This is a genomic window from Agitococcus lubricus, assembly GCF_003051055.1.
In the GTDB taxonomy this organism is placed as follows: domain Bacteria; phylum Pseudomonadota; class Gammaproteobacteria; order Pseudomonadales; family Moraxellaceae; genus Agitococcus; species Agitococcus lubricus.
The window spans coordinates 57,983-78,333 of record NZ_QAON01000014.1 but is presented as its reverse complement, the minus strand read 5'-3'; the positions used below and the strand labels follow the sequence as shown (position 1 = coordinate 78,333).

Genomic DNA, 20,351 nt, shown 5'->3' with positions numbered 1-20,351 from the left:
ATTTTTTGCCCACACCTTTAGCCAATACTTCATACTTTCAGGACGCATGATGACAACCATAGTCTGTGTACGCCGCAATAACAGCGTAGCATTGGGTGGCGACGGCCAAGTTTCTTTGGGAAACACCGTGATTAAAGGCACCGCACGCAAGGTCAGACGTTTATATCATAACCAAGTCTTAGCAGGCTTTGCAGGCGGTACAGCCGATGCTTTTACCTTATTTGACCATTTTGAAGCCAAACTCGAAAAGCACGGTGGTAATTTAATTCGTTCTGCGGTTGAGTTGGCAAAAGACTGGCGTACTGACCGCACACTGCGTCGTTTAGAAGCTATGCTCATAGTAGCAGACAAACAAGCCTCTTTTATCATTACGGGGACAGGCGATGTCTTAGAGCCTGAGCACGGGGTGTTAGCCATTGGTTCAGGGGGCAATTATGCGCTCGCGGCCGCCCGTGCATTGAGCGACAACACGGACTTAGATGCCGAAGCAATTGCCAAAAAGAGTTTACAAATTGCAGGCGATATCTGTGTCTATAGCAATCACAATCACATTATTGAAGTCCTAAAGTTTTAAGGAAGCAACCATGAGTACGATGACCCCGCGCGAAATTGTGCACGAACTTGACCGTCATATTATTGGCCAAGATGCGGCTAAACGTGCGGTCGCACTGGCGTTACGTAATCGTTGGCGCCGCATGCAACTGAATGACCAACAACGCCACGAAATCACTCCCAAAAATATTTTGATGATTGGCCCAACGGGTGTAGGCAAAACAGAAATCGCACGTCGTTTAGCCAAACTCGCTAATGCCCCTTTTTTGAAAGTCGAAGCGACTAAATTTACCGAAGTCGGTTATGTTGGACGGGATGTAGAAACCATTATCCGAGACTTAATGGAAGTTGCCATTAAAAACGAACGTGCCTCAGCCATGGAAAAATCCGATTTTCGGGCTGAAGAAGCAGCAGAAGAACGGATTTTAGATGCACTCCTCCGCCCTGCCCGCACCACGCAAAACGAATGGGATAAAGACACGGTTCATACTGAAAAAACCGACACCGCCACACGTCAGTTATTTAGACGTAAACTACAAGCAGGCGAACTAGACGACCGTGAAATTGAAGTGGAAATGAGTCAAGCACCGATGGGGGTTGATATTATGGCGCCTCCAGGCATGGAGGATATGGCTAATCAGCTACAAAGTATGTTCAGCAACATCAGTAAAGAACGTAAAACCCACAAACGTATTACAATCAAAGAAGCTCGCCAGCGTCTAAAAGAAGAAGAAGCGAGTAAATTAGTCAATGAAGAAGACATCAAAAGTAAAGCCTTAGAGTCTGTGGAGCAAAACGGTATTGTCTTTATTGATGAGATAGACAAAGTCTGTCGTCGTGGTGAATCACATGGTGGTGGCGATGTCTCGCGCGAAGGCGTACAACGCGACCTATTGCCTTTAATTGAAGGTTCTACCGTCAATACGAAATACGGTATGGTAAAAACTGACCATATTTTATTTATTGCATCAGGTGCATTTCATTTGGCTAAACCCTCTGACCTGATTCCTGAATTACAAGGCCGTTTACCGATTCGTGTTGAATTAAATGCGCTTACGCCGTCCGACTTTGAACGCATCTTAACCGAGCCCCATTTTTCCTTAACCGAGCAATATAAGGCACTCTTAAATACAGAAGGCCTGCCAATTGAATTTAGCCCAGATTGTATTAAACGCTTGGCGGAAATTGCCTTTGAAGTCAATGAACGGACTGAAAATATTGGTGCGCGTCGATTACATACCGTCTTAGAGCGTTTATTAGAAGAAATTTCTTATAACGCAACCGACTTAGGCAGCGAACGTCAAGGTGATGTCTTGATTTTGACGGCTGATGATGTCGACAAGCAACTCGGTAACTTAGTGCAAAACGAAGACCTTAGCCGTTTTATTCTCTAAGCGAGTATTTGTCTCTGCTCCCAACCCGTTTGGGAGCTTTGCTATTTGCTGCCCCTCATAATTTGTTGAAAAAATCATCTAATGAGATGATTTGTTACCACTCCTTCTCTTTTTTTCGTATTCACGCGCCAATAACAACACTTTTTTATTTTACAATCGTCATAAATCCACTTAAGCCACTACTGATTGACTAAGTGATTATTTTTAAGATACATCGGTCTGACGTATTTAAGTCATTAGCCCGTCAGTCCCCATACAGATAAAAAGAGTATGTTATGTCGCGTTTCACCATTACCCCTAACGATAATTTAGAAGCTACTTTAGCCCGCGTTAAGCAAACCATTACCAGTAAAGGGGGAAGTTTTGCGGGCGATACGCAACAAGGCCAATTTTCAGGTAGTACGCCTGTTGGGTTTGTCAAAGGTAAATATACCGTGAATGCCAATCAAACGATTGAGATTGTCATTACCGACAAACCCTTTATTGCGCCTATGATGATTATCGAGGAAAAGATTCGTAATTATTTTGCTTAAGCGTTCTCACATAAAAACAACGCTTTGTTTGGTACACTGACATTAATGATAGTTAGGGTCTGTTGACGTTTGGCGTGTGAGCCGCGTTACTGATAAAAATTGACTCAGGCAAAGCACAAAACGCAGTTAATAGTCGTTCTATTGACAAGTTTTGTCACGCAGCATGAGTCAATTTTTAACGCAACCCAAAGGGAAAGAACTATTTTTTGAGGCTACTTTGTTTTTTATCGCTGATTTGGAATCACCCAATCACGTGATTCACGCCGCGTATCCTCTAAAAAATAGTCTCTTTCGAAACCACAATCAAAACGTCAACAGACCCTAATGTCCGTGCAATAAAGAAGTGATACTTAGACTTGATACGGATTGGATTCGTTATTATAAAGTTTATTCATAATCGCTTCCTCACGACTAATAAACATATCCAAAAACTCTTGTGCCGAGCCCATAGGCCGCATGGCAGCAAAACCACGGTCTAAAAAGTCATATAACCCACCCAAACCCGCCATGTGTAGGGGTTTGCTAGCAATTTTGAAGGTGGCATAAATAATTCGATTCCGTACATATTTATCCAAACCTGTGCCTAATTCACGGGCTAAATCCATTTGTCGTTGACGTAATTCACGGCTACCTGTGTGACGGTAGGCTTCGCTCATCACGTCTTCATTCACCTCGGTCGCTTTTAAGGTTTCAAAAATATACGAGGCGACTTTTTCATCTAAGTCACCTGTGATAGCGTTCAACTCCAGTGCTACGGCAGCCGTGCGCATCACCGAATCGGGTAATAAACGAATGGTGGTGGGTAACGCTCGTTCAATTTCATTAGCCAATACCGTGAGGTCTAACCCACCATACATATCACTCAAAAAGAACTGAGTAACGGCTTGATAACGCTCATCTAATAATAAATGTGCATGTGTTTGTTTAAGTCGTTGGGTTTGCCATTTTTGCACCGCATTAAACCAGTCACGGAATTGTGTATCGGTATGACAGCGCCATGCCCTAAAACGTGCTAAGTCGTAACGTAATAGGCCTTCAGTATTGGTAATATCATCACGATTAGCCGCCAAAATTGCCGCTTGACGAGGAGAGTTTTGTTCAAGGCTGGTTACTGCGTCCATCACACCATTCTCTCTAATTAGCACGATACCGTTTATGGGGAAGACAGACCTTAACAATCGTGATATCACCGATATCGTCAATTATGGGATCTGGATATTTGCAAATGTCATGACATAACGACATATTTTATGCTTAGCATTATAGCATTATTCTCACAAATGAAATTGTCGAATAGTGACGAGTTGCTGAAAGAAACATCAAATGCTGTCTTTGTGATGCTGGTATAGTTTGCTATCTGATATACGTTATATATAGCCTATGCCATCCCTTTAGGCACAAGCAGCGGCTAGTCCTCAAACATCGTACTACTGTTGACACGCAATAGGGAGAATCCAATGGATGAAAAAGCCTTAAGAACGGCATTATTAGCGGCTCAATATGAGTTAAAAGCCAAACAAGCCCGCGCCGTAATTGTCTTAGTGAATGGTGTCGAAGCGGCAGGTAAGGGAGAAACCGTTAAACGCTTAAGTGAATGGATGGATAGTCGTCATTTATTGGTAGAGTCATTTGGCGCACCAAGCAAACAAGAACAACAATCCCCCTTTTATTGGCGTTTTTGGCAAAAACTACCTGCTAAAGGTCAAATCGCACTTTTTTTTGGTAATTGGTATTCCGAGTTGCTGAATGCACGGGTATACAAACGCTTATCGAGACAAGCATTTGCCGAAAAATTGGCACAGGCCGAAGACTTTGAAAAACTCTTACAAGCGGAAGGGATTTTAATTGTCAAATTATGGTTTGGTTTAAGTGCAGAACAATGTCAAATTCGCCGTCAAGAATTAGCCAACAATCCCGTCTTACGTTGGCAAGTCGGACAAGGTATTGATTGGCATAAACCTAAAGTATTTCATCGTTATTTGGCGGCTGCACAGCAATTATGGCAAGCCCAAGACCAGTCGCCACATCATTGGCATATGATTGATGGTTGGCAAGCGAAAGAGCGTGATTTATCCGCAGCGCGTATTGTATTACAAACACTACAACAGGCTTTAGTACCTCATACAAGCGGCGTTGAAACCGCATTAGCGCCCATGTTGACGCCTTCTTTACTACAAACTCTCGATTGCAATGCGGACTTGAATAAAAAAGAATATCAACATCTATTAGCCGAACAGCAAGCGCAATTCGCTCATTGGTTTAGACACAAAAAAATGGATAAACGCAGTTTAGTGGTGGTTTTTGAAGGCATGGATGCAGCAGGGAAAGGCGGGGCTATTCGTCGTTTAACCGCAGCATTAGACCCACGGGAATACCATGTAATGCAAGTGTCAGCCCCCAGCACCCAACAACGACTATTGCCATATCTACATCGTTTTTGGCAAAAAATCCCCTCACGTGGACAGTGTGCTATTTTTGACCGTTCTTGGTATGGTCGGGTGCTTGTTGAACGTGTTGACGGTCATTGCCCCCGCAGTGATTGGTCTAGAGCTTATGCTGAAATCAATCAGTTTGAAGCGGAGTTGGTTGCTAAAGGTATCGTCGTTGTTAAATTTTGGTTAGCGATAGATAAAGACATACAACTGGGGCGTTTTCAGGAGCGAGAGCGTATTCCCTTTAAGCGATTTAAGATTACGCCTGATGATTGGCATAACCGAGAGCATTGGGATGACTATATCATTGCAGGTTCAGAAGCTATTGAACGCACACATCATCCCGAGCGGCCTTGGCTGATTATTCCTGCTAACAATAAATACCATGCCCGTGTACACGTATTAACCGCCTTAAATAAGGTATTGGCCGACATTTGCCAGTCTTAGATACTTAACGATTCAGGGGGTTAATCACCCCCACGCTTAAAAAGCTATTAGGTGAATTTACTGCCCCTGCCGTAAATCAATAAATGGGGTTGCACCACCTGTCACTTGAGGTAATTTGCCATCCCATTTTTCAATCGCACGTTGTTGCATTTCGATTTGACGCAGTTTAATCAAGTTTTCAGTGACATTTTCTTTTTGTAAGCGCAAAGATTCTGCTTCAGCTTGCGCTTGGGTAATTTTTTGTTCGGCTTCAATTTTAATCCGTTCTAAATCACGTTCTGCTTTTAACTTCAATTGTTCGGCTGTGGTTTTAGATTCAATGGCATTGTTAAACTCGCGTGAAAAGGCAAAATTGACAATCGAAAAATCATCCACAATCACCCCATAGACGGCTAAACGAGTGAGTAAGTGCTGACGAATTTTTTCACGCACTTCTTGGCGTTTAGAAATCAACTCTTCAGCAGTATATTGTGCGGTTGCTGCTTTCACTGACTCCGACACTGCGGGCAAAATAATGCGGTCGCCTACGGCATCAAACGTCCCTATTTTTTGGTACACATCTGCCACTTTTTGTGGGTCCAAATGATAATTCACGGCCACATTAGTCGTCACTTGTTGTAAGTCTTTAGACGCGGCATCCCCTTGACCTTCGCCTTTTTGTACTTGCACATTCATAATCACGACTTTTTGCATAATCGGAATGCGAATGTGTAATCCTTCATTTAAGACATCTTTTTGCACCGCACCAAAATTCAAAACGACGCCGCGTTGTCCCGCACCGATAACGACAAAGGGATTGAGAATTAACACAATGACTAAGGCGACGGCGGCAATAAGCACGTATTTTATAAGGCTGATTTTCATGTACGTTCCCTGAGTGTATTTTGTCATATGATTTATAGGGTCTGTTGACGTTGTGCGTGTGAGCCGCGTTGCTGATAAAAATGGACTCAGGCAAGGCTCAAAACGCAGCAAATAGTGATTCTATTGGCCAGTTTTGTCACGTAGAATGAGTCGATTTTTAATGCAACCCACAGGGAAAGAACTATTTTTTGAGGCTACTTCGTTGCTCATCGCTGATTTGGAATAACCAAACTACGCGCTTCACGCCGCGTATCCTCTAAAAAATAGCTTCTTTCGCAATCACAATCAAAATGTCAACAGACCCTAGATTACAGGATGCCTATAATATGCTTAAATCTTAAAAATCTCATGGTTAAATCCCTCTTTCGGCTGACGCGTTCACATTTTGTGCTGTCGATACGTTTGAAGCCACGACTTATCACTGGATGCTAAATGACTGCGCTGCGCTCTTTTTTATGGCTGTTATACTGTCTCTTCTTCATGGTGAGCACTCAAGTCTACAGTGAAGAAGTCAAACGATTTACCGCAAATACGGGCTTAACCAGCAGTTTGAGTAATCCACATCAGTTTTTACCTGCCGAGCAAGCCTTTCAACTGAGTAGTGAGCAAAAAGAGCAGGAGCTTATTCTGCGCTTTCAGGTCACCCCCAATTATTACTTATACAAAGACCGTTTTAAGTTTCAGGTTGAAAATGGGAACGCCATTTTAGGTCAGGCGTTTTACAGCATAGAATCCGAATGGAAGGATGATGCGGAGTTTGGTCGAGTCGCGGTGTTTCAACAAAACGTCACTATCACCTTGCCTATACAAGGCAGTGGACAAGTTTTGGTAACATGGCAAGGTTGTGCTAATGCAGGTTTATGTTACCCCCCACAAACGCAATTAGTCAGCGTCAGCGGCAAACTGGGTCATTTAAGTACGTTGCCTGTCAGTACCAAAGATAGCAAAGACATTAGCATTACTATTCCCAGTTTAGTGCCTACCGTCACTTATGAATTAGCCGATGATACGGTTGAAACCATTCATGCGGAACGCACACAATTGCCATCGGCAATTGCCAACTCCTTGCCTCATCCTAACACTATAAGCACCGAAAAAATCAACGCAGGTTTACCGAGTCCATCCACTGATAGTCCGATTGATTTAAGTCACCGCCCCCTTCTTGCCTTGTTTACACTCTGGTTATTGGGACTTGGGTTAGCCTTTACGCCTTGTGTCTTACCTATGCTCCCGATTGTGGCAGGCATTGTTGCACGACAACATGCCCAAAATGCGCGTCAGGGCTTTATATTGGCGTTTTCTTATGGTGTGGGTGTAGCCAGTAGTTATGCCTTACTTGGTGCCTTAGTCTCTGTCTTTGGTGGGCAAGCTAACCTGTCTTTATGGTTGCAACACCCTGCCGTACTGCTGAGTTTTAGTGCCTTATTTGTAGTCTTAGCGTTAAGTAGCTTTGATGTATTTCACTTGCAACTCCCCGTTTCTTGGCAACAAAAACTCGACCAACTCAGCCAACAGGGACGCGCGGGCAGTATCTTGGGTACATGGTTAATGGGCTTTTTTTCGGCCTTAGTTGTCTCACCGTGTGTCTCTGCCCCCTTAGCTGGAGTACTGTTATCGGTCTCTACCTTAGGCGACCCCGTGATCGGTGCGGCTGCCCTCTTTTGTTTGGGATTTGGTTTAAGTACACCTTTGATGATTTTAGGTGCAAGTGAAGGCAAATTTATGCCTAAAGCAGGCTTGTGGTTAAACAGAGTCAAACAAAGTTTTGGCATTTTATTGATTGCTGTCGCCTTAGTATTAGTAGGACGCGTTATCAATAGCCCACTTTTGTTAGTATTATGGGGATTATTGGTTGCTGGCACAGGGTTTTGGTTGAATTTATGGGGCGGTAAATGGCGAGTGCTGTGGCGAAGTATTTCTTATCTTTGTTTGATTTGGGGAGCCTGTTTATTGATTGGTGCTGCCAGTGGCAATACTGACCCATTACAACCTTTAAGCAACTGGCGAGCTAACTTTCAAACATTGATTAGCCCAGCCAACAACACGACCGCCAATCCCGATAGTCATGGTTTTCAGACCGTAGATAACAGTGCTGACTTAGACCATTTAATTACCCAAGCCTACGCCAATAATCAAAAAGTCTTAGTTGATTTTTATGCCGATTGGTGTGTCAGTTGCAAAGAAATTGAACGTAATGTATTCGCAAGCCCTGACGTTCAACAGCAACTACAAGGCTGGGTACTCGTTCGTATGGACATTACCCAAAACACCGCCGACCAACGCGGTTTATTACAAAAATATCAGTTATTCGGCCCGCCTGCCCTTCTCTTTTTTGAGCAAGGCTTAGAGGTCTCTGACGCTAGAGTTGTGGGGGATGTCAGCAAGTCTGACTTTTTAAGTCATGTTAATCAGCATTTCTTTAGCAGTCGATAAAGTCTTTTGTGCGATATCTTTTCGGCTCTAATGACGGTTGTATCACCACCGTTTAAGAAAGAAAAATCTGTCATCATGCGTTTAGTCAGACAAAGCAGATACTGTGTTTATATGGTATCTAATTGCTGTAAATAGTGACTTGCTTGCTGTTGAAGTGCCTGTTGTGTCTCTAAAGGCATCATCTTGATTTGTTTATAAACAATCCCTAAACGCGGATTTTTACTTAGTAAAGCTTGATGACGTATAAAAAAATGCCAATATAAACTGTTAAATGGACAGGCTTTATCACCAATGCGTTGTTTTTTGTTGTAGTGACAGCCTTGACAATAATCACTCATTTTGTCGATATAACTGGCTGATGACACATAGGGTTTAGTGGCCAAACGCCCACCGTCGGCAAATTGACTCATACCTAGCGTATTTGGTAACTCTACCCATTCAAATGCATCTATGTACACACCTAAATACCATTGATGGACAGCCTGTGGTTTTAAGCCTGCTAACAAGGCAAAATTACCAATCACCATTAAACGCTGAATATGATGGGCATACGCCTGTGTTAATGATTGCCCGATGGCATGAGCTAAACAACGCATATTCGTTTGCCCACTCCAAAACCATCTCGGTAAATCACGTTGATGCTGAAAGTAATTATGGTCAGCATATTGAGGCATAGTTGCCCAATAGACACCACGTACATACTCACGCCAACCCAAAATTTGTCGTACAAAACCTTCTACGGTACTAAGAGAGGCTTGTCCCTGCTCGTAGGCATCTATGGCGGCAGAGACCACTTCTTTAGGCTGCAACATTTTGCAATTCAAAGCAAAAGACAATAAAGAATGAAATAATCGCTCACTGTGTACGGTCATGGCATCTTGATAGTCACCAAAATATGGCAAAGACTCCTTTATAAACAGCCTGAGTAATGTTAATGACTCGGCTCTATTAATCGGCCAAGGCATATCCTCTGTAGAGACTTGACCAAAACTATTCACCCCTGCTTGTTGAATTGTTTGCCATAACTGACTGTGCTGATGATGAATCGGCCATGTTTTAGGTAAAACGGGTTGGCCACGCCACGGCTTACGATTATCGTGGTCAAAGTTCCATTGGCCACCTATCGGCTGTCGTTGCTCATCTATCAAAACATGGTGTTGAAGACGCATTTGTCGGTAAAAACGCTCCATCAACCATTGTTTTTTGCCCTGAAATAAACGACTTACGCTATCTCGTTGACTAAAAAAATGCTCACTGTCACACATCTCTACCGAGATGGTTAACTCGTTTGCTAATTGTGAAAGTTGCTGGTCAACACGCCATTCGTCAGGCTCTTGATATTGCAAGGTTTGCACCTGATAACGCGTTACCAGCCACTTAAGATTCGCTACAAAGTTATGCTGATTATCAACCGCATCAATGGTGATATATTTAATCCGATGGCCTTGTGCTTTGAGTTGCTTGGCAAAATCCCGCATTGCCGCAAAAATGGCTAAGATTTTTTGGCCATGATGCAGCACATAATCTGTTTCGCTGCGTATCTCCATCATCACATACAGCACGTTTTCATCGACTTGCGTAAACCATGAATGCAAGGGATTAAGCTGGTCACCCAAAATTAATCGTAAAATCATGCTTGCCCCCACAAGGCTTGGTAGCCTCCTTGAGGGTCATACTGTTGTGCTTGTTTTTGTGGATTAAACCAACGCTGGCCACGCGGGTCTGTACCAATGCCTGCTAAATACAACCAATTGCCCTGATTACTATAGACATCATAATCCAGCAACATCGATTCAAACCAAGCTGCACCTGCTTGCCAATTGCCTTGTAATTCATTTAACCAATAACTCGCCACATTCTGTCGCATCCGATTAGACAAATACCCTGTTGCTGCCAACTCACGCATACCTGCATCAATCCACGAATGACCTGTTGTGCCAGTTTGCCATTGACTAAAATTAGCGGCATTAAAAGGGGCAATCGAGGCATGACCTAAACCCGATTTGCGATACAGTTGTTTGCCATAACGTAAATGCAAAAAACGGAAATAATCACGCCATAATAGTTCGAACCATAACCAATAGGTGCTGTCATTTGCGCCATGTTGCTGTTCATGCAGTTTCAGTAATTGATAGACATAACGCACCGATAACGCGCCCGTTGCTAACCACGGTGATAACTTAGAGGAGTAATCTAACCCTATTAGGCCATTTCGGGTTTGTTTGTAGTGTTGGGGTAATAAACTAGCAAAATACGCTTGTGCAAATGCTAAGGCATGACGCTCACCGCCATGACACTTACTGAAAAAATAAGGAAAAGCCGAACGTGAGTCTAGTTGTGCGCTAACATTATCTAGGGCAGTGAATGGTGTTTTTTGTGGCGAATTGGGAGGTAGTGGCGGCAAGACACGCGGCGTTTCTATCGGCGCAACGACCTGACAACGCGCTTTTTCTATTTTTTGGCGAAACTGACTAAATACGGTGGGTAGTTGGACAATGTCAAAGGGTAATTGTGTAGGCGCATACAAACTGGATTGCCAAATACACGTCACTTTAACGCCTAAACTGCGTAAATAATCAACTTGCGCCTGCTCTTCGGGTGCGGCTATCTCCTCACAGACAATTTCATCAACTTGATAATCCTCGATAAATTTTGTGAGAGCTGTAATTGTATCGGAGACCAATACGGTTAATTGGCTATCTATGTCACTTAATTGTTGGCTCAGGTCTTGTAATGCCTGACTTAAAAACACTTGCCGATGCTGACCTTGACGGACAAAACCCCAGATGGTGTTTTGGTGCTGGGCTGTGTTTAGCCAATAAACTGGCAATAGATAATCTACTTGCTGACAGGCATAGTGCAGTGCAGGATTATCGTGTAAGCGAAGGTCGTTTCTGAACCAGTAAATCATGGTTTTTACCATCATTTCTCTCTCATTTTAGGACTTACGCGGCCATCGCTTATTTGTTCATACTTCAATCAATTTCAACAATTTTAGGCTCAAAAAACGGGCTAATTTCGGTGAGATGCATAAGTCTTGATTTATGACTTATGCAGTTATCACTTAATTAGACATTGAACCTACTCATCCTCTCACTCTAGCCAAGAGGAAATGATTATGTATAAGAGAGGCTGACGTGGATTCAAAACGCGCTAAATTTTGCGAAAGGCCTCAGTCTTAGCAGTTTTACAGAAGAAAATAGGTGTTTTTTTGAAGATAGCCAATACAACAGTCAGCGGACAAGCATTAGAGTTTATTCGTTCATTTTACACAAACAATGTTTCAATACCTGATTCAAACCTACTATTTGACTTACAAGACGACACTGCTGATTTGCAATTTGCAACTCTAATAACAAGGGTTTGGCTACAGAAGCAGTATCGGCAGTCAGTGGATTAGCACTAATACGCTGTTTTTCTAAATATAAACGGGAATTATCGTGAAAGACTGTAGGAGATATAGAGACTGGAGCACCTAGTTTTTGTGCAATAGCTGAATACAATTCATTATAACAGTGATTGTTATTGCCTAAATCTAATAATGCTGGCTTGTATAGGGTGACAGGCGTTTGGCACCCTAATAGACCTATACTCAATATGATATAAACGGACTTCATTATTCAGTATCTATAACCGTCATATTATTACGCCAAGGTTGGCGGTATAACATGTCCACAGAACCCTCTGGCTGAGTGAAGAAGGTTTTTGCGGCAATTCGTGCAGCAGGCGCAGTCGAACATCCCCCTGTTACTCTATAATTCAATGCTGACGCTAATAACCGCTCTTCTGTGGAGCCTAGTGCATAATCTAGATTATCCGCAACAGCACAAGTGGGGGTCAAACCATCCGTGGGAACAGATACACCATTTTTATTCGCGCCTTCAAAACTCACTGCAAAGTATGCAGTTTCACAGTTATTTGCCTGTTGATATCCATATGGTTTGCCACACGTTGTGTCCCCAACCGTAATGACTTGAATATAAGGAGATAAACCATTGATAATCGCTTCACTAGCAGAGCAAGTCCCAGCCCCCATTAGTACGTAGACTCGACTTAGATTTAACATCGGTAGAGGCTGGTTATTTGCATCTACTGACTCAAAAAAATACATATAGTTAAAACGAGAGCGTTTGTTATTATGGTTGAGTATATTAAATAACTGGTTTTTGGTTGCATCCCCAGCAATCATACTAGCTAACTGAGCAGCTACATATAAATATCCCCCTCCGTTATAGCGTAAGTCTAGTACTAAATCGGTAACGGCGGCCGCCTTAAGCTGTTGCATACTTACTATCAGTTGCTCCGTGGCTGTTGCAATATGGTCATTAAACAATATATAGCCAACTTTAGCCCCATCATTTGTGGTCAAAATTTGGGTGTTAGCAACAGGCTTATGAATCACTTGAGCCGATGTGAGTGTAACTGTACGTTGATTAAGCTCTGTATCTGCTAAGACAAGAGTCGTACGCACACCTACTGTTGTAGGTGATAACGCTGCATGTAACTCTTCGTTTGTAATACCACCTTCCTCGACGGAGAGGCCTAATGATTTACCATTGACAGAAATCACATAATCACCGCGACGAACACCTTGAGAAGCAGCAGGAGAATTCGCCTCGACAAAGGCCACTCTCAACATATTACCTTTAGAGGGGTCATTAACCCATGTCGCACCAAACCCTACTTCTAAACCAGATTGGGCTAGGTCATCAATCACCTTCTGCGGTACAGTGTGACTAAAGTTATCTTTGGTTCTAACAAGTAAATCTTCGAAGTAAGTATCCGCTTTATCATAATTAGCACGTGGGACATCAACTATTTCGTTGTACCACAAATAGACTTGGTCTAGATGCGTGCGTACCCATGACTTTTGTTTATCCAAGGTACACATATTGATATTGACACACACACCATCCTTTAGCTCTTGGTTTTCTGTACAGCTTACTGTCGTTGCACCGCCATTATTAGAACTTGCCGTACTCTCACCATCATCTCCACCACAACCTATCAATAATAGCGGCAGAGTCATCGCTAATGCAGTCAGCGTATGTTTCATGGTAATTTCCTTACTGTTGGCAATTTATAGATTTTTTAATTCAGGACTTACACACAATCAGCACGTTTTATGCGCACAAAACCGCAGTATAGGATAATATGCGAACAAATAAGTGACGGCTAAATAAGTCCTTCGAATGTTGTTATTAAACGGTGGCTCTCATTATAGTAGAGCCACCTTATTCTAACAAAAGGCAAAGCACCTAGCCACTAATCACGCCACTTATTTAGTTTAGGCCGTTGGGACTGATTCTTTTTTTATTTTTTTCATCTTTTTCTTCTTAGGCTTATCCCCTTTTTCTATCTGTTGCCAATGTTTTAATTGCGCCAACAAACAGCCGTTAATGCTGTCTTTGGGATATTTGTCTTTTTTGACTGCCTCGCCCATGGGCATATCCAACAATAAAGCAAGGGCTTCATCGGCATGGCTAACCGCATAAATATGAAACTGTCCTTGTTCAACTGCTTGTACAATTTCTGGACGTAACATTAAGTGACGGATATTTTGGGCAGGAATAATCACACCTTGCTGCCCCGTCATGCCTTTAAGCTGACATGCGGCAAAAAAACCTTCGATTTTGGCATTTACTCCGCCAATCGGTTGTACCTCACCCATTTGATTCATGGAGCCTGTAATGCCTAAATCTTGACGAATGGGAATTTCTGTAATGGCAGATACCAACGCGGCCAACTCTGCTAAGGTTGCACTGTCACCTTCTACACCACCATAATTCTGTTCCATGGCAATACTGGCAGAAAAATGTAGGGGCTTATCGCGACCAAATTTGGCTTTTAGGTAGCTGGATAAAATGAGTACGCCTTTGGCGTGTAAAGAGCCACCCAAATCTACTGTGCGTTCAATATCTAAGACATCCCCGCCACCTTGATGATGCACGGTTGCGGTAATACGTGAGGGCAAACCAAACTCACTATCGGCGTAATGAATGACCGTCAAACCATTAATTTGGCCAATCACTTTACCTGTACATAAAATAAGCTGTGTGCCGTGGGCAATGTCTTCTAAATATAACTCACGTAATTGACCACGACGACGCTCCTGACTCGCAATTGCCAAGCGTACATGCTCAACGCGAACGTGTTTTTGCTGTTGACTTTCTGCCCAATAATTGGCTTCGCGTAGTAAGTCACCGACACTGGCTGCATGTAAAGAGAGTTTTTCTTTGTCTTCGGCATTACGTGCGCTTTCTTCAATTAACGCCATGAGCGCACTACGGTCAAAAGGCATGAGTTTTTCTTTAGCGACACAATCTGCCAAGAAGTAGGCGTATTTTTGCTCGTTTTCGAGGCTACGATTCATGGTATTAGCAAAATCGGCACGAATCTTAAATAACTGCTCTAGCTCAGGGTCATACTGTTGCAGTAAATAAAACGTTTCTCGGTCACCCAACAAGACGATTTTGACATCCAAAGGAATAGGGTCTGGCTCAAGTGAAATCGTGCCCGTTAAAGTCAGCATTTGCTCTAAGGAAGAAAGTTTGAGTGCGCGTGAACGTAAGGCGCGCTTTAAGCCTTGCCAAGCGTAAGGCTGCTCCAAAACCTGCTCGGCTTCTAATAGTAAATAGCCCCCATTGGCACGGTGTAATGCACCTGCCCTAATCAAGGTAAAATCGGTGGCGACCGTCCCCATATAAGTGACTTGTTCGACATGCCCCATCAAATTGTAATGCGTGGGTAAGTCTTCAAAAATGACAGGCGCGCCTTTTTTGGGGTGATGGCTGACAATCACATTGACTTGATAACGCGACGGAATGGCATTGTCGATACTGACGCTGGCTACCGCATCAGACTCTAAATCCTGACTGTTTATAATTAAGTCTACATTTTCAACAATATCTTGTTGATAGGCGCTTAAATAATCGACTATTTCTTTTAAGTGGTCGTACTGCTCTTTGATTTTTTTGATATACGGTTCGATGGTCGCTAAAGTGACTTCATCATTGAGTTTTTGCACTTGGTCTCGGTTTTGGTCTTCCATACGTCCTAAACGGTCTGCTAACTTTTGTAGCCGTTGCTCCATGTCTTGCATGGCCAGTTTACGCTCTTGCTGTTCTTCTGGCGTTAAGGCATTAAATGCTTCTAGGCTCATGACTTCACCATTGGCACTAATGGGCGAAAAACCATGCCCCCCTGGTGTACGCAAGACCAATTTTAACTGACGTTTTTCGCCTTCCAAGGCCAACTCTTGTAGTGCTTGCTGTTGGGCATTGGTCAATTCCCCTTTAAGACCTTCAACCCGATTAATATAACTTTCATGCTGAAAAGCTGCTTGCACCGCATTACTCAAACTACGCCATAGTTTGGTCATGGCTTTTTGAAATGGTATGGCTTTACCTGCGGGCATTTCCAGTGCGATGGGTTTGCGCGGGTCAGCAAAATTATTGACATAACACCAATCGCTGGCAGGTTCTTCTTGTTGTGCTGTTTCGGCCAACAGGCGTTTAATCATCGTGCGTTTGCCTAGACCATTTTCGCCAACTGCAAAAATATTATAACCATCATGTGGCATGGCTAATGCCATCAGTACCGCTTCTTTGGCACGTTCTTGCCCCAAAAAATCATTAAAAGGTTTTAGACGACGGGTCGATGCGGGTAAGTTGTCTGCGATTGCCGTTTTATATAATTGTTCTACCGAGAGTGCTTGGGGGGTCATAATTTTTCCTAACACGGTTAATCCCTAATGGTGATTACTTGATGAGTGTATTGCGACTAAGGTGATACAGTGTGCCATATCTGGTTTAACGTGGTAAGGCATACGTGCCTGTTGCATGGGCAACTAAACGTTGTTGGCTATATAGGTGTACTGTCAATACCACGGAACGCTTACCTGCTTTAATAATTTTAGCGTGGGCTAATAAATCATGGGCGGTTGGTTTACTGAGAAAGTGAATGCTAAAATCTTGGGTGACAGCTAACAGCTGTTTGCCATAATGCGCCAATACCGCCGCATACATCGCGGCATCTGCCAATGTCATCATGGTTGGCCCCGATAAGGTACCCCCTGCGCGGATTTGATATGGATGATATGGTAGCAGACAATCTACTTCTAAAGGACGCACCGCGACTACTTGAAAAGTGCCATCTTGTGTCGCAACCACACTTTCTTGAATCCATTGCGTAATTTGTTCAGGCGTTATGGGCAACATACGGTGATAGTCACTTAAAAATAAGCGGCAATTTTAACGCAGTTGTTCTAAAATCGGCATCATTTTGTTTTCTTGGATAGTGATTTATTATGCGCGCTAGTCGTTTTTTGCTTGCTACACTTCGTGAAACGCCTGCCGATGCGGTGGTTATCTCCCATCAACTGATGTTACGTGCGGGTTTAATTCGCAAAGTTGGCACGGGTTTATATAATTGGCTGCCTTTAGGCTTACGCGTATTACAAAAAGTTGAACGTATTGTCCGCGAAGAAATGAACCGCTCTGGCGCATTAGAAGTGTTAATGCCTGTTACCCAACCTGCCGAATTGTGGGAAGAATCAGGCCGTTATGTGCAATATGGTGCAGAATTATTACGCTTCAAAGACCGTCACCAAGCTAACTTTGTTTTAGGCCCAACACACGAAGAAGTCATTACTGATTTAGCGCGTAATGAGTTGCAATCCTACAAACAATTACCTGTGAATTTTTATCAAATTCAAACGAAATTCCGTGACGAAATTCGCCCACGTTTTGGCGTCATGCGCTCACGCGAATTTATTATGAAAGACGCTTATTCTTTCCACGCTAATCAAGCCTCTTTACAAGAAACCTATGATGTCATGTACGACACTTATTGCCGTATTTTTAGTCGTATTGGTGTCGATTTCCGTCCTGTTCAAGCCGATACTGGCTCAATTGGTGGTGATGGCTCACATGAATTTCATGTGTTAGCCGAAAGCGGTGAAGATTTAATTGCCTTTTCTGATACCTCTAACTATGCCGCCAACATCGAAATGGCTGAGGCCATTTGCACTAGCCAACGCCCTGCTGCAAGCCAAGTGATGCAAAGCGTTGATACTCCTAATGCCCACAGCATTGCCGAAGTGTGTGAGTTTTTAAAGGTTGATGCTAGCCAAACCGTCAAAACCTTAATTGTACGCGGCAAAGCCGATGACAAAGGCCAATATGGTTTAGTGGCTTTAGTGTTACGTGGCGACCATGAATTAAATGACATTAAAGCCGAAAAATTAGCTCAAGTTGGCTCTCCCCTAACCTTTGCTAGCGAAGCCGACGTGTTAGCGGCTGTTGGTTGTCATGTTGGCTCTATTGGTCCACAAGGTTTAACTATTCCAGTGTTGGTTGACCGCTCTGCTGCTGCCTTAGCTGATTTTGTTGCGGGTGCAAATGTGGATGGCAAACATGTAACAGGCTTAAACTGGGAACGTGATGCGCAAATGACTGCCATTGTCGATATCCGTAACGTGGTTGCTGGCGACCCATCACCTGATGGTCAAGGCAAATTAGTGTTAAAACGTGGCATTGAAGTCGGCCATATTTTCCAACTTGGTAAAAAATACTCACAAGCCCTTAACTGTACGGTGTTGGGCGAAGATGGCAAACCGTTTGTGGTGACTATGGGTTGTTATGGTATTGGTGTGACGCGTGTGGTTGCTTCTGCCATTGAGCAAAACTACGATGAACGTGGCATTATTTGGCCAGATGCCATTGCCCCTTTCCATATTGCTTTAGTGCCAATGAACTGGGCAAAATCACAACGTATTCAAGAAGAAAGCCAAAAATTGTATGAGCAATTAACTGCCGCAGGGTTTGATGTTTTCTATGATGACCGCAACGAAAGACCAGGTGTTAAATTTGCCGATGCCGAATTGATTGGTATTCCTCATCGTTTAGTGATGGGTGAAAAAGGCTTAGATGCAGGCACGATTGAATACAAAGGCCGCCGTGACAGTGAGTCTCAAGATATTGCTTATAGCGATTTAATTAACTTCTTAAAAGAAAAGATTAAAATCTAAGGACTTACGCATTGCACCGCAATTAGCGCGTTTTGTGAGCATAAAACCGTTACTTCGACTACGCTCAGTAACCATGAAAACGGTTGAAATGCGAACAAATAAGCGATAACCGCGTCAGTCCTAATCTAAGCATAAAAAAGCCGCGAAATTCGCGGCTTTTTTTTGAGGCTTGAAAAAATGTCCCTTCGACTATGCTCAGGGAGTTAACTATTTAAAGCCTAACATCAACTGAATCCAACCCGCCAATGCCCCTGTTACCCCACCCAATACCACAAGAATCCACTCATCCTCCCTAAAGGCAGGACGTAATAAATTTTGAAACTCCATTGGGGTAAGTTTTTTCATACGTTCTAAGAACAGTTCATTCACCTTGGCAGCACGACTTTCATTTAAGTCTGGGTCAGAAATCGGTACCATGGTCGCATGAATCGACTTATCAATAATCGTATCTTTGAGCTTGGCATACTCCTCCCAGCCCATTGTCATTTGAATGGTAGTACGTACCACAGGACTGTCTAGCATTTTACCAATATGACGCTTAATCACTTTGCGTGTTTTATCGGCTTTAGGGCCAAACATCATCTCCGACATAATTTGTTTGATGGTAAATAGCTCGCGTGTACTGACGTGCGAGAAAACTTCAGACACCTCTTCTTGGCGACGCATAAATGCACCATGCCATGTCATGCCTAACACTTTCTTTGGCTCAATCGGATTAAATACCATCCAAATAGCAATCCAGTTGGTCAATAAGCCCCACAAACCTGCCCAAAAGACAATCGTCCAATGCCACGGCACAAATAGCCAAATCACCATTTGCACAAAACCAAAAAACAAACCAATCCAAAAGCTCATATGCCAAATGTAATCAATCTCTTTTTGTCCGACACGCAAAAACATTCTGACCATTAACGCGCGGTCATTTTCCATTTGCGAGACAACCATTTGCCGCATATCGACCAAATTCTCTACATTAAACGTCAACTCTGTGACTAAACTTTCCATAATACTGGGGATTTGTTTACGCACATGCTGATAAACACGACGTTTAATGGCATTAGGAAGATTTTCCCATAAGGTTCGGTTACGGTCGGCCATGACTTCATCAATGAACTCCTCTACATTTTCCATTAAAGTTTCACTGATAAATTCTGCCATTTCATCGGGACGCATTTCCCGAAAAAACTCATCTAATGAACCGATTTTTGATAAGGATTGGTCTACTAAAATACCCGATATTTTTCCTGCTTTGCGCGGCACAATACCTTGCCAGCCAATCGGTAGGTTACCCAGCTTAAAACCCCAAAAACTAATGGGATAGAACACCATTTTGAGTGCCATCCAAACGTGTAGCCATGTCACAACAGAAGCGACAATAGGAATCGTAATAAAACCCCAAAAATCAGGTCGGGCTTGAAGTTGTTGCCAGAATTGTAAAATTGCGTCAATCATTGGACAGGACTACCTTATGAGATTCTTATGCAAACGACGTATTACGCACAGCATGAGTGTAGGTGAGTGACTATCATCGTTCAACATGCACTCTCTGCTGACAACGCCACCAATCAGTAGCGTCAAAAAAGTGTGACACAAATCATATATTTAGACAAATTAAAGTAATCTATGATGAGCTTATAGCAAGTCTTTGATTCAATAGACATTAGCG

Annotated in this window: 14 protein-coding genes and 1 pseudogene; 6 read left to right on the top strand and 9 right to left on the bottom strand. The window is 43.0% G+C overall.

Annotated features, from left to right (window positions below; translation table 11 throughout):
• Nucleotides 1-46 precede the first annotated feature (46 nt).
• The 3 genes from hslV (at nucleotide 47) to C8N29_RS12990 (ending at nucleotide 2,479) form a co-directional block, all read left to right on the top strand.
• Complete coding sequence (gene hslV / locus C8N29_RS13000) at nucleotides 47-574, top strand: ATP-dependent protease subunit HslV (protein ID WP_476726623.1); 528 nt, start codon at nucleotides 47-49, stop codon at nucleotides 572-574.
• Between the two features lie 10 nt (nucleotides 575-584).
• Nucleotides 585-1,946, top strand: a complete 1,362-nt coding sequence (gene hslU, locus C8N29_RS12995; RefSeq protein ID WP_107866500.1) for an ATP-dependent protease ATPase subunit HslU — start codon at nucleotides 585-587, stop codon at nucleotides 1,944-1,946.
• Between the two features lie 275 nt (nucleotides 1,947-2,221).
• The gene (locus C8N29_RS12990; protein ID WP_107866499.1) at nucleotides 2,222-2,479 is read left to right on the top strand and encodes a hypothetical protein; all 258 of its coding nucleotides are present in this window, start codon (nucleotides 2,222-2,224) and stop codon (nucleotides 2,477-2,479) included.
• Nucleotides 2,480-2,829: 350 nt separating this feature from the next.
• Here C8N29_RS12990 and C8N29_RS12985 read toward each other — a convergent pair whose 3' ends face one another.
• On the bottom strand, nucleotides 2,830-3,600 hold the full coding sequence (locus C8N29_RS12985; RefSeq protein WP_107866498.1) for a DUF8198 family protein: 771 nt from the start codon (nucleotides 3,598-3,600) through the stop codon (nucleotides 2,830-2,832).
• A gap of 336 nt (nucleotides 3,601-3,936) precedes the next feature.
• Here C8N29_RS12985 and C8N29_RS12980 point away from each other — a divergent pair, with 336 nt between their 5' ends.
• The gene (locus C8N29_RS12980) at nucleotides 3,937-5,358 is read left to right on the top strand and encodes a polyphosphate kinase (protein ID WP_107866497.1); all 1,422 of its coding nucleotides are present in this window, start codon (nucleotides 3,937-3,939) and stop codon (nucleotides 5,356-5,358) included.
• Nucleotides 5,359-5,415: 57 nt separating this feature from the next.
• Here C8N29_RS12980 and C8N29_RS12975 read toward each other — a convergent pair whose 3' ends face one another.
• Nucleotides 5,416-6,222: a prohibitin family protein gene (locus tag C8N29_RS12975; protein ID WP_204509357.1), complete on the bottom strand. Its 807-nt coding sequence runs from the start codon at nucleotides 6,220-6,222 to the stop codon at nucleotides 5,416-5,418.
• 480 nt (nucleotides 6,223-6,702) lie between these two features.
• Here C8N29_RS12975 and dsbD point away from each other — a divergent pair, with 480 nt between their 5' ends.
• Entirely contained in the window at nucleotides 6,703-8,655 is a 1,953-nt protein-coding gene (gene dsbD / locus C8N29_RS12970) for a protein-disulfide reductase DsbD (protein ID WP_170106986.1), read from the top strand.
• A 107-nt stretch (nucleotides 8,656-8,762) separates the two neighbouring features.
• Here dsbD and C8N29_RS12965 read toward each other — a convergent pair whose 3' ends face one another.
• The 6 genes and pseudogenes from C8N29_RS12965 to C8N29_RS12940 all read right to left on the bottom strand — a co-directional run bounded on the left by C8N29_RS12965 (nucleotide 8,763) and on the right by C8N29_RS12940 (nucleotide 16,874).
• Entirely contained in the window at nucleotides 8,763-10,289 is a 1,527-nt protein-coding gene (locus tag C8N29_RS12965) for a cryptochrome/photolyase family protein (RefSeq protein ID WP_107866494.1), read from the bottom strand.
• Nucleotides 10,286-11,581: a DASH family cryptochrome gene (locus C8N29_RS12960; protein ID WP_107866493.1), complete on the bottom strand. Its 1,296-nt coding sequence runs from the start codon at nucleotides 11,579-11,581 to the stop codon at nucleotides 10,286-10,288. The genes C8N29_RS12965 and C8N29_RS12960 overlap by 4 nt, the downstream gene beginning before the upstream one ends.
• 328 nt (nucleotides 11,582-11,909) lie before the next feature.
• Nucleotides 11,910-12,272, bottom strand: coding sequence for a hypothetical protein (locus tag C8N29_RS12955; protein ID WP_107866492.1), 363 nt, complete (start codon nucleotides 12,270-12,272; stop codon nucleotides 11,910-11,912).
• Nucleotides 12,272-13,711 (bottom strand): S41 family peptidase, encoded by a 1,440-nt coding sequence (locus tag C8N29_RS12950; RefSeq protein WP_107866491.1) that lies wholly within the window; start codon nucleotides 13,709-13,711, stop codon nucleotides 12,272-12,274. Before C8N29_RS12950 ends, C8N29_RS12955 begins: the two co-directional genes overlap by 1 nt.
• Before the next feature lie 231 nt (nucleotides 13,712-13,942).
• Nucleotides 13,943-16,114, bottom strand: a pseudogene (locus C8N29_RS12945) (AAA family ATPase); the annotation flags it as partial.
• A gap of 352 nt (nucleotides 16,115-16,466) precedes the next feature.
• Entirely contained in the window at nucleotides 16,467-16,874 is a 408-nt protein-coding gene (locus C8N29_RS12940; protein ID WP_107866489.1) for a PaaI family thioesterase, read from the bottom strand.
• 89 nt (nucleotides 16,875-16,963) lie between these two features.
• Here C8N29_RS12940 and C8N29_RS12935 point away from each other — a divergent pair, with 89 nt between their 5' ends.
• Nucleotides 16,964-18,685, top strand: coding sequence for a proline--tRNA ligase (locus C8N29_RS12935; protein WP_107866488.1), 1,722 nt, complete (start codon nucleotides 16,964-16,966; stop codon nucleotides 18,683-18,685).
• A gap of 207 nt (nucleotides 18,686-18,892) precedes the next feature.
• On the opposite strand, the gene C8N29_RS12930 is transcribed toward C8N29_RS12935, so the two are convergent.
• Nucleotides 18,893-20,137, bottom strand: coding sequence for a DUF445 domain-containing protein (locus C8N29_RS12930; protein ID WP_107866487.1), 1,245 nt, complete (start codon nucleotides 20,135-20,137; stop codon nucleotides 18,893-18,895).
• Nucleotides 20,138-20,351: the final 214 nt, after the last annotated feature.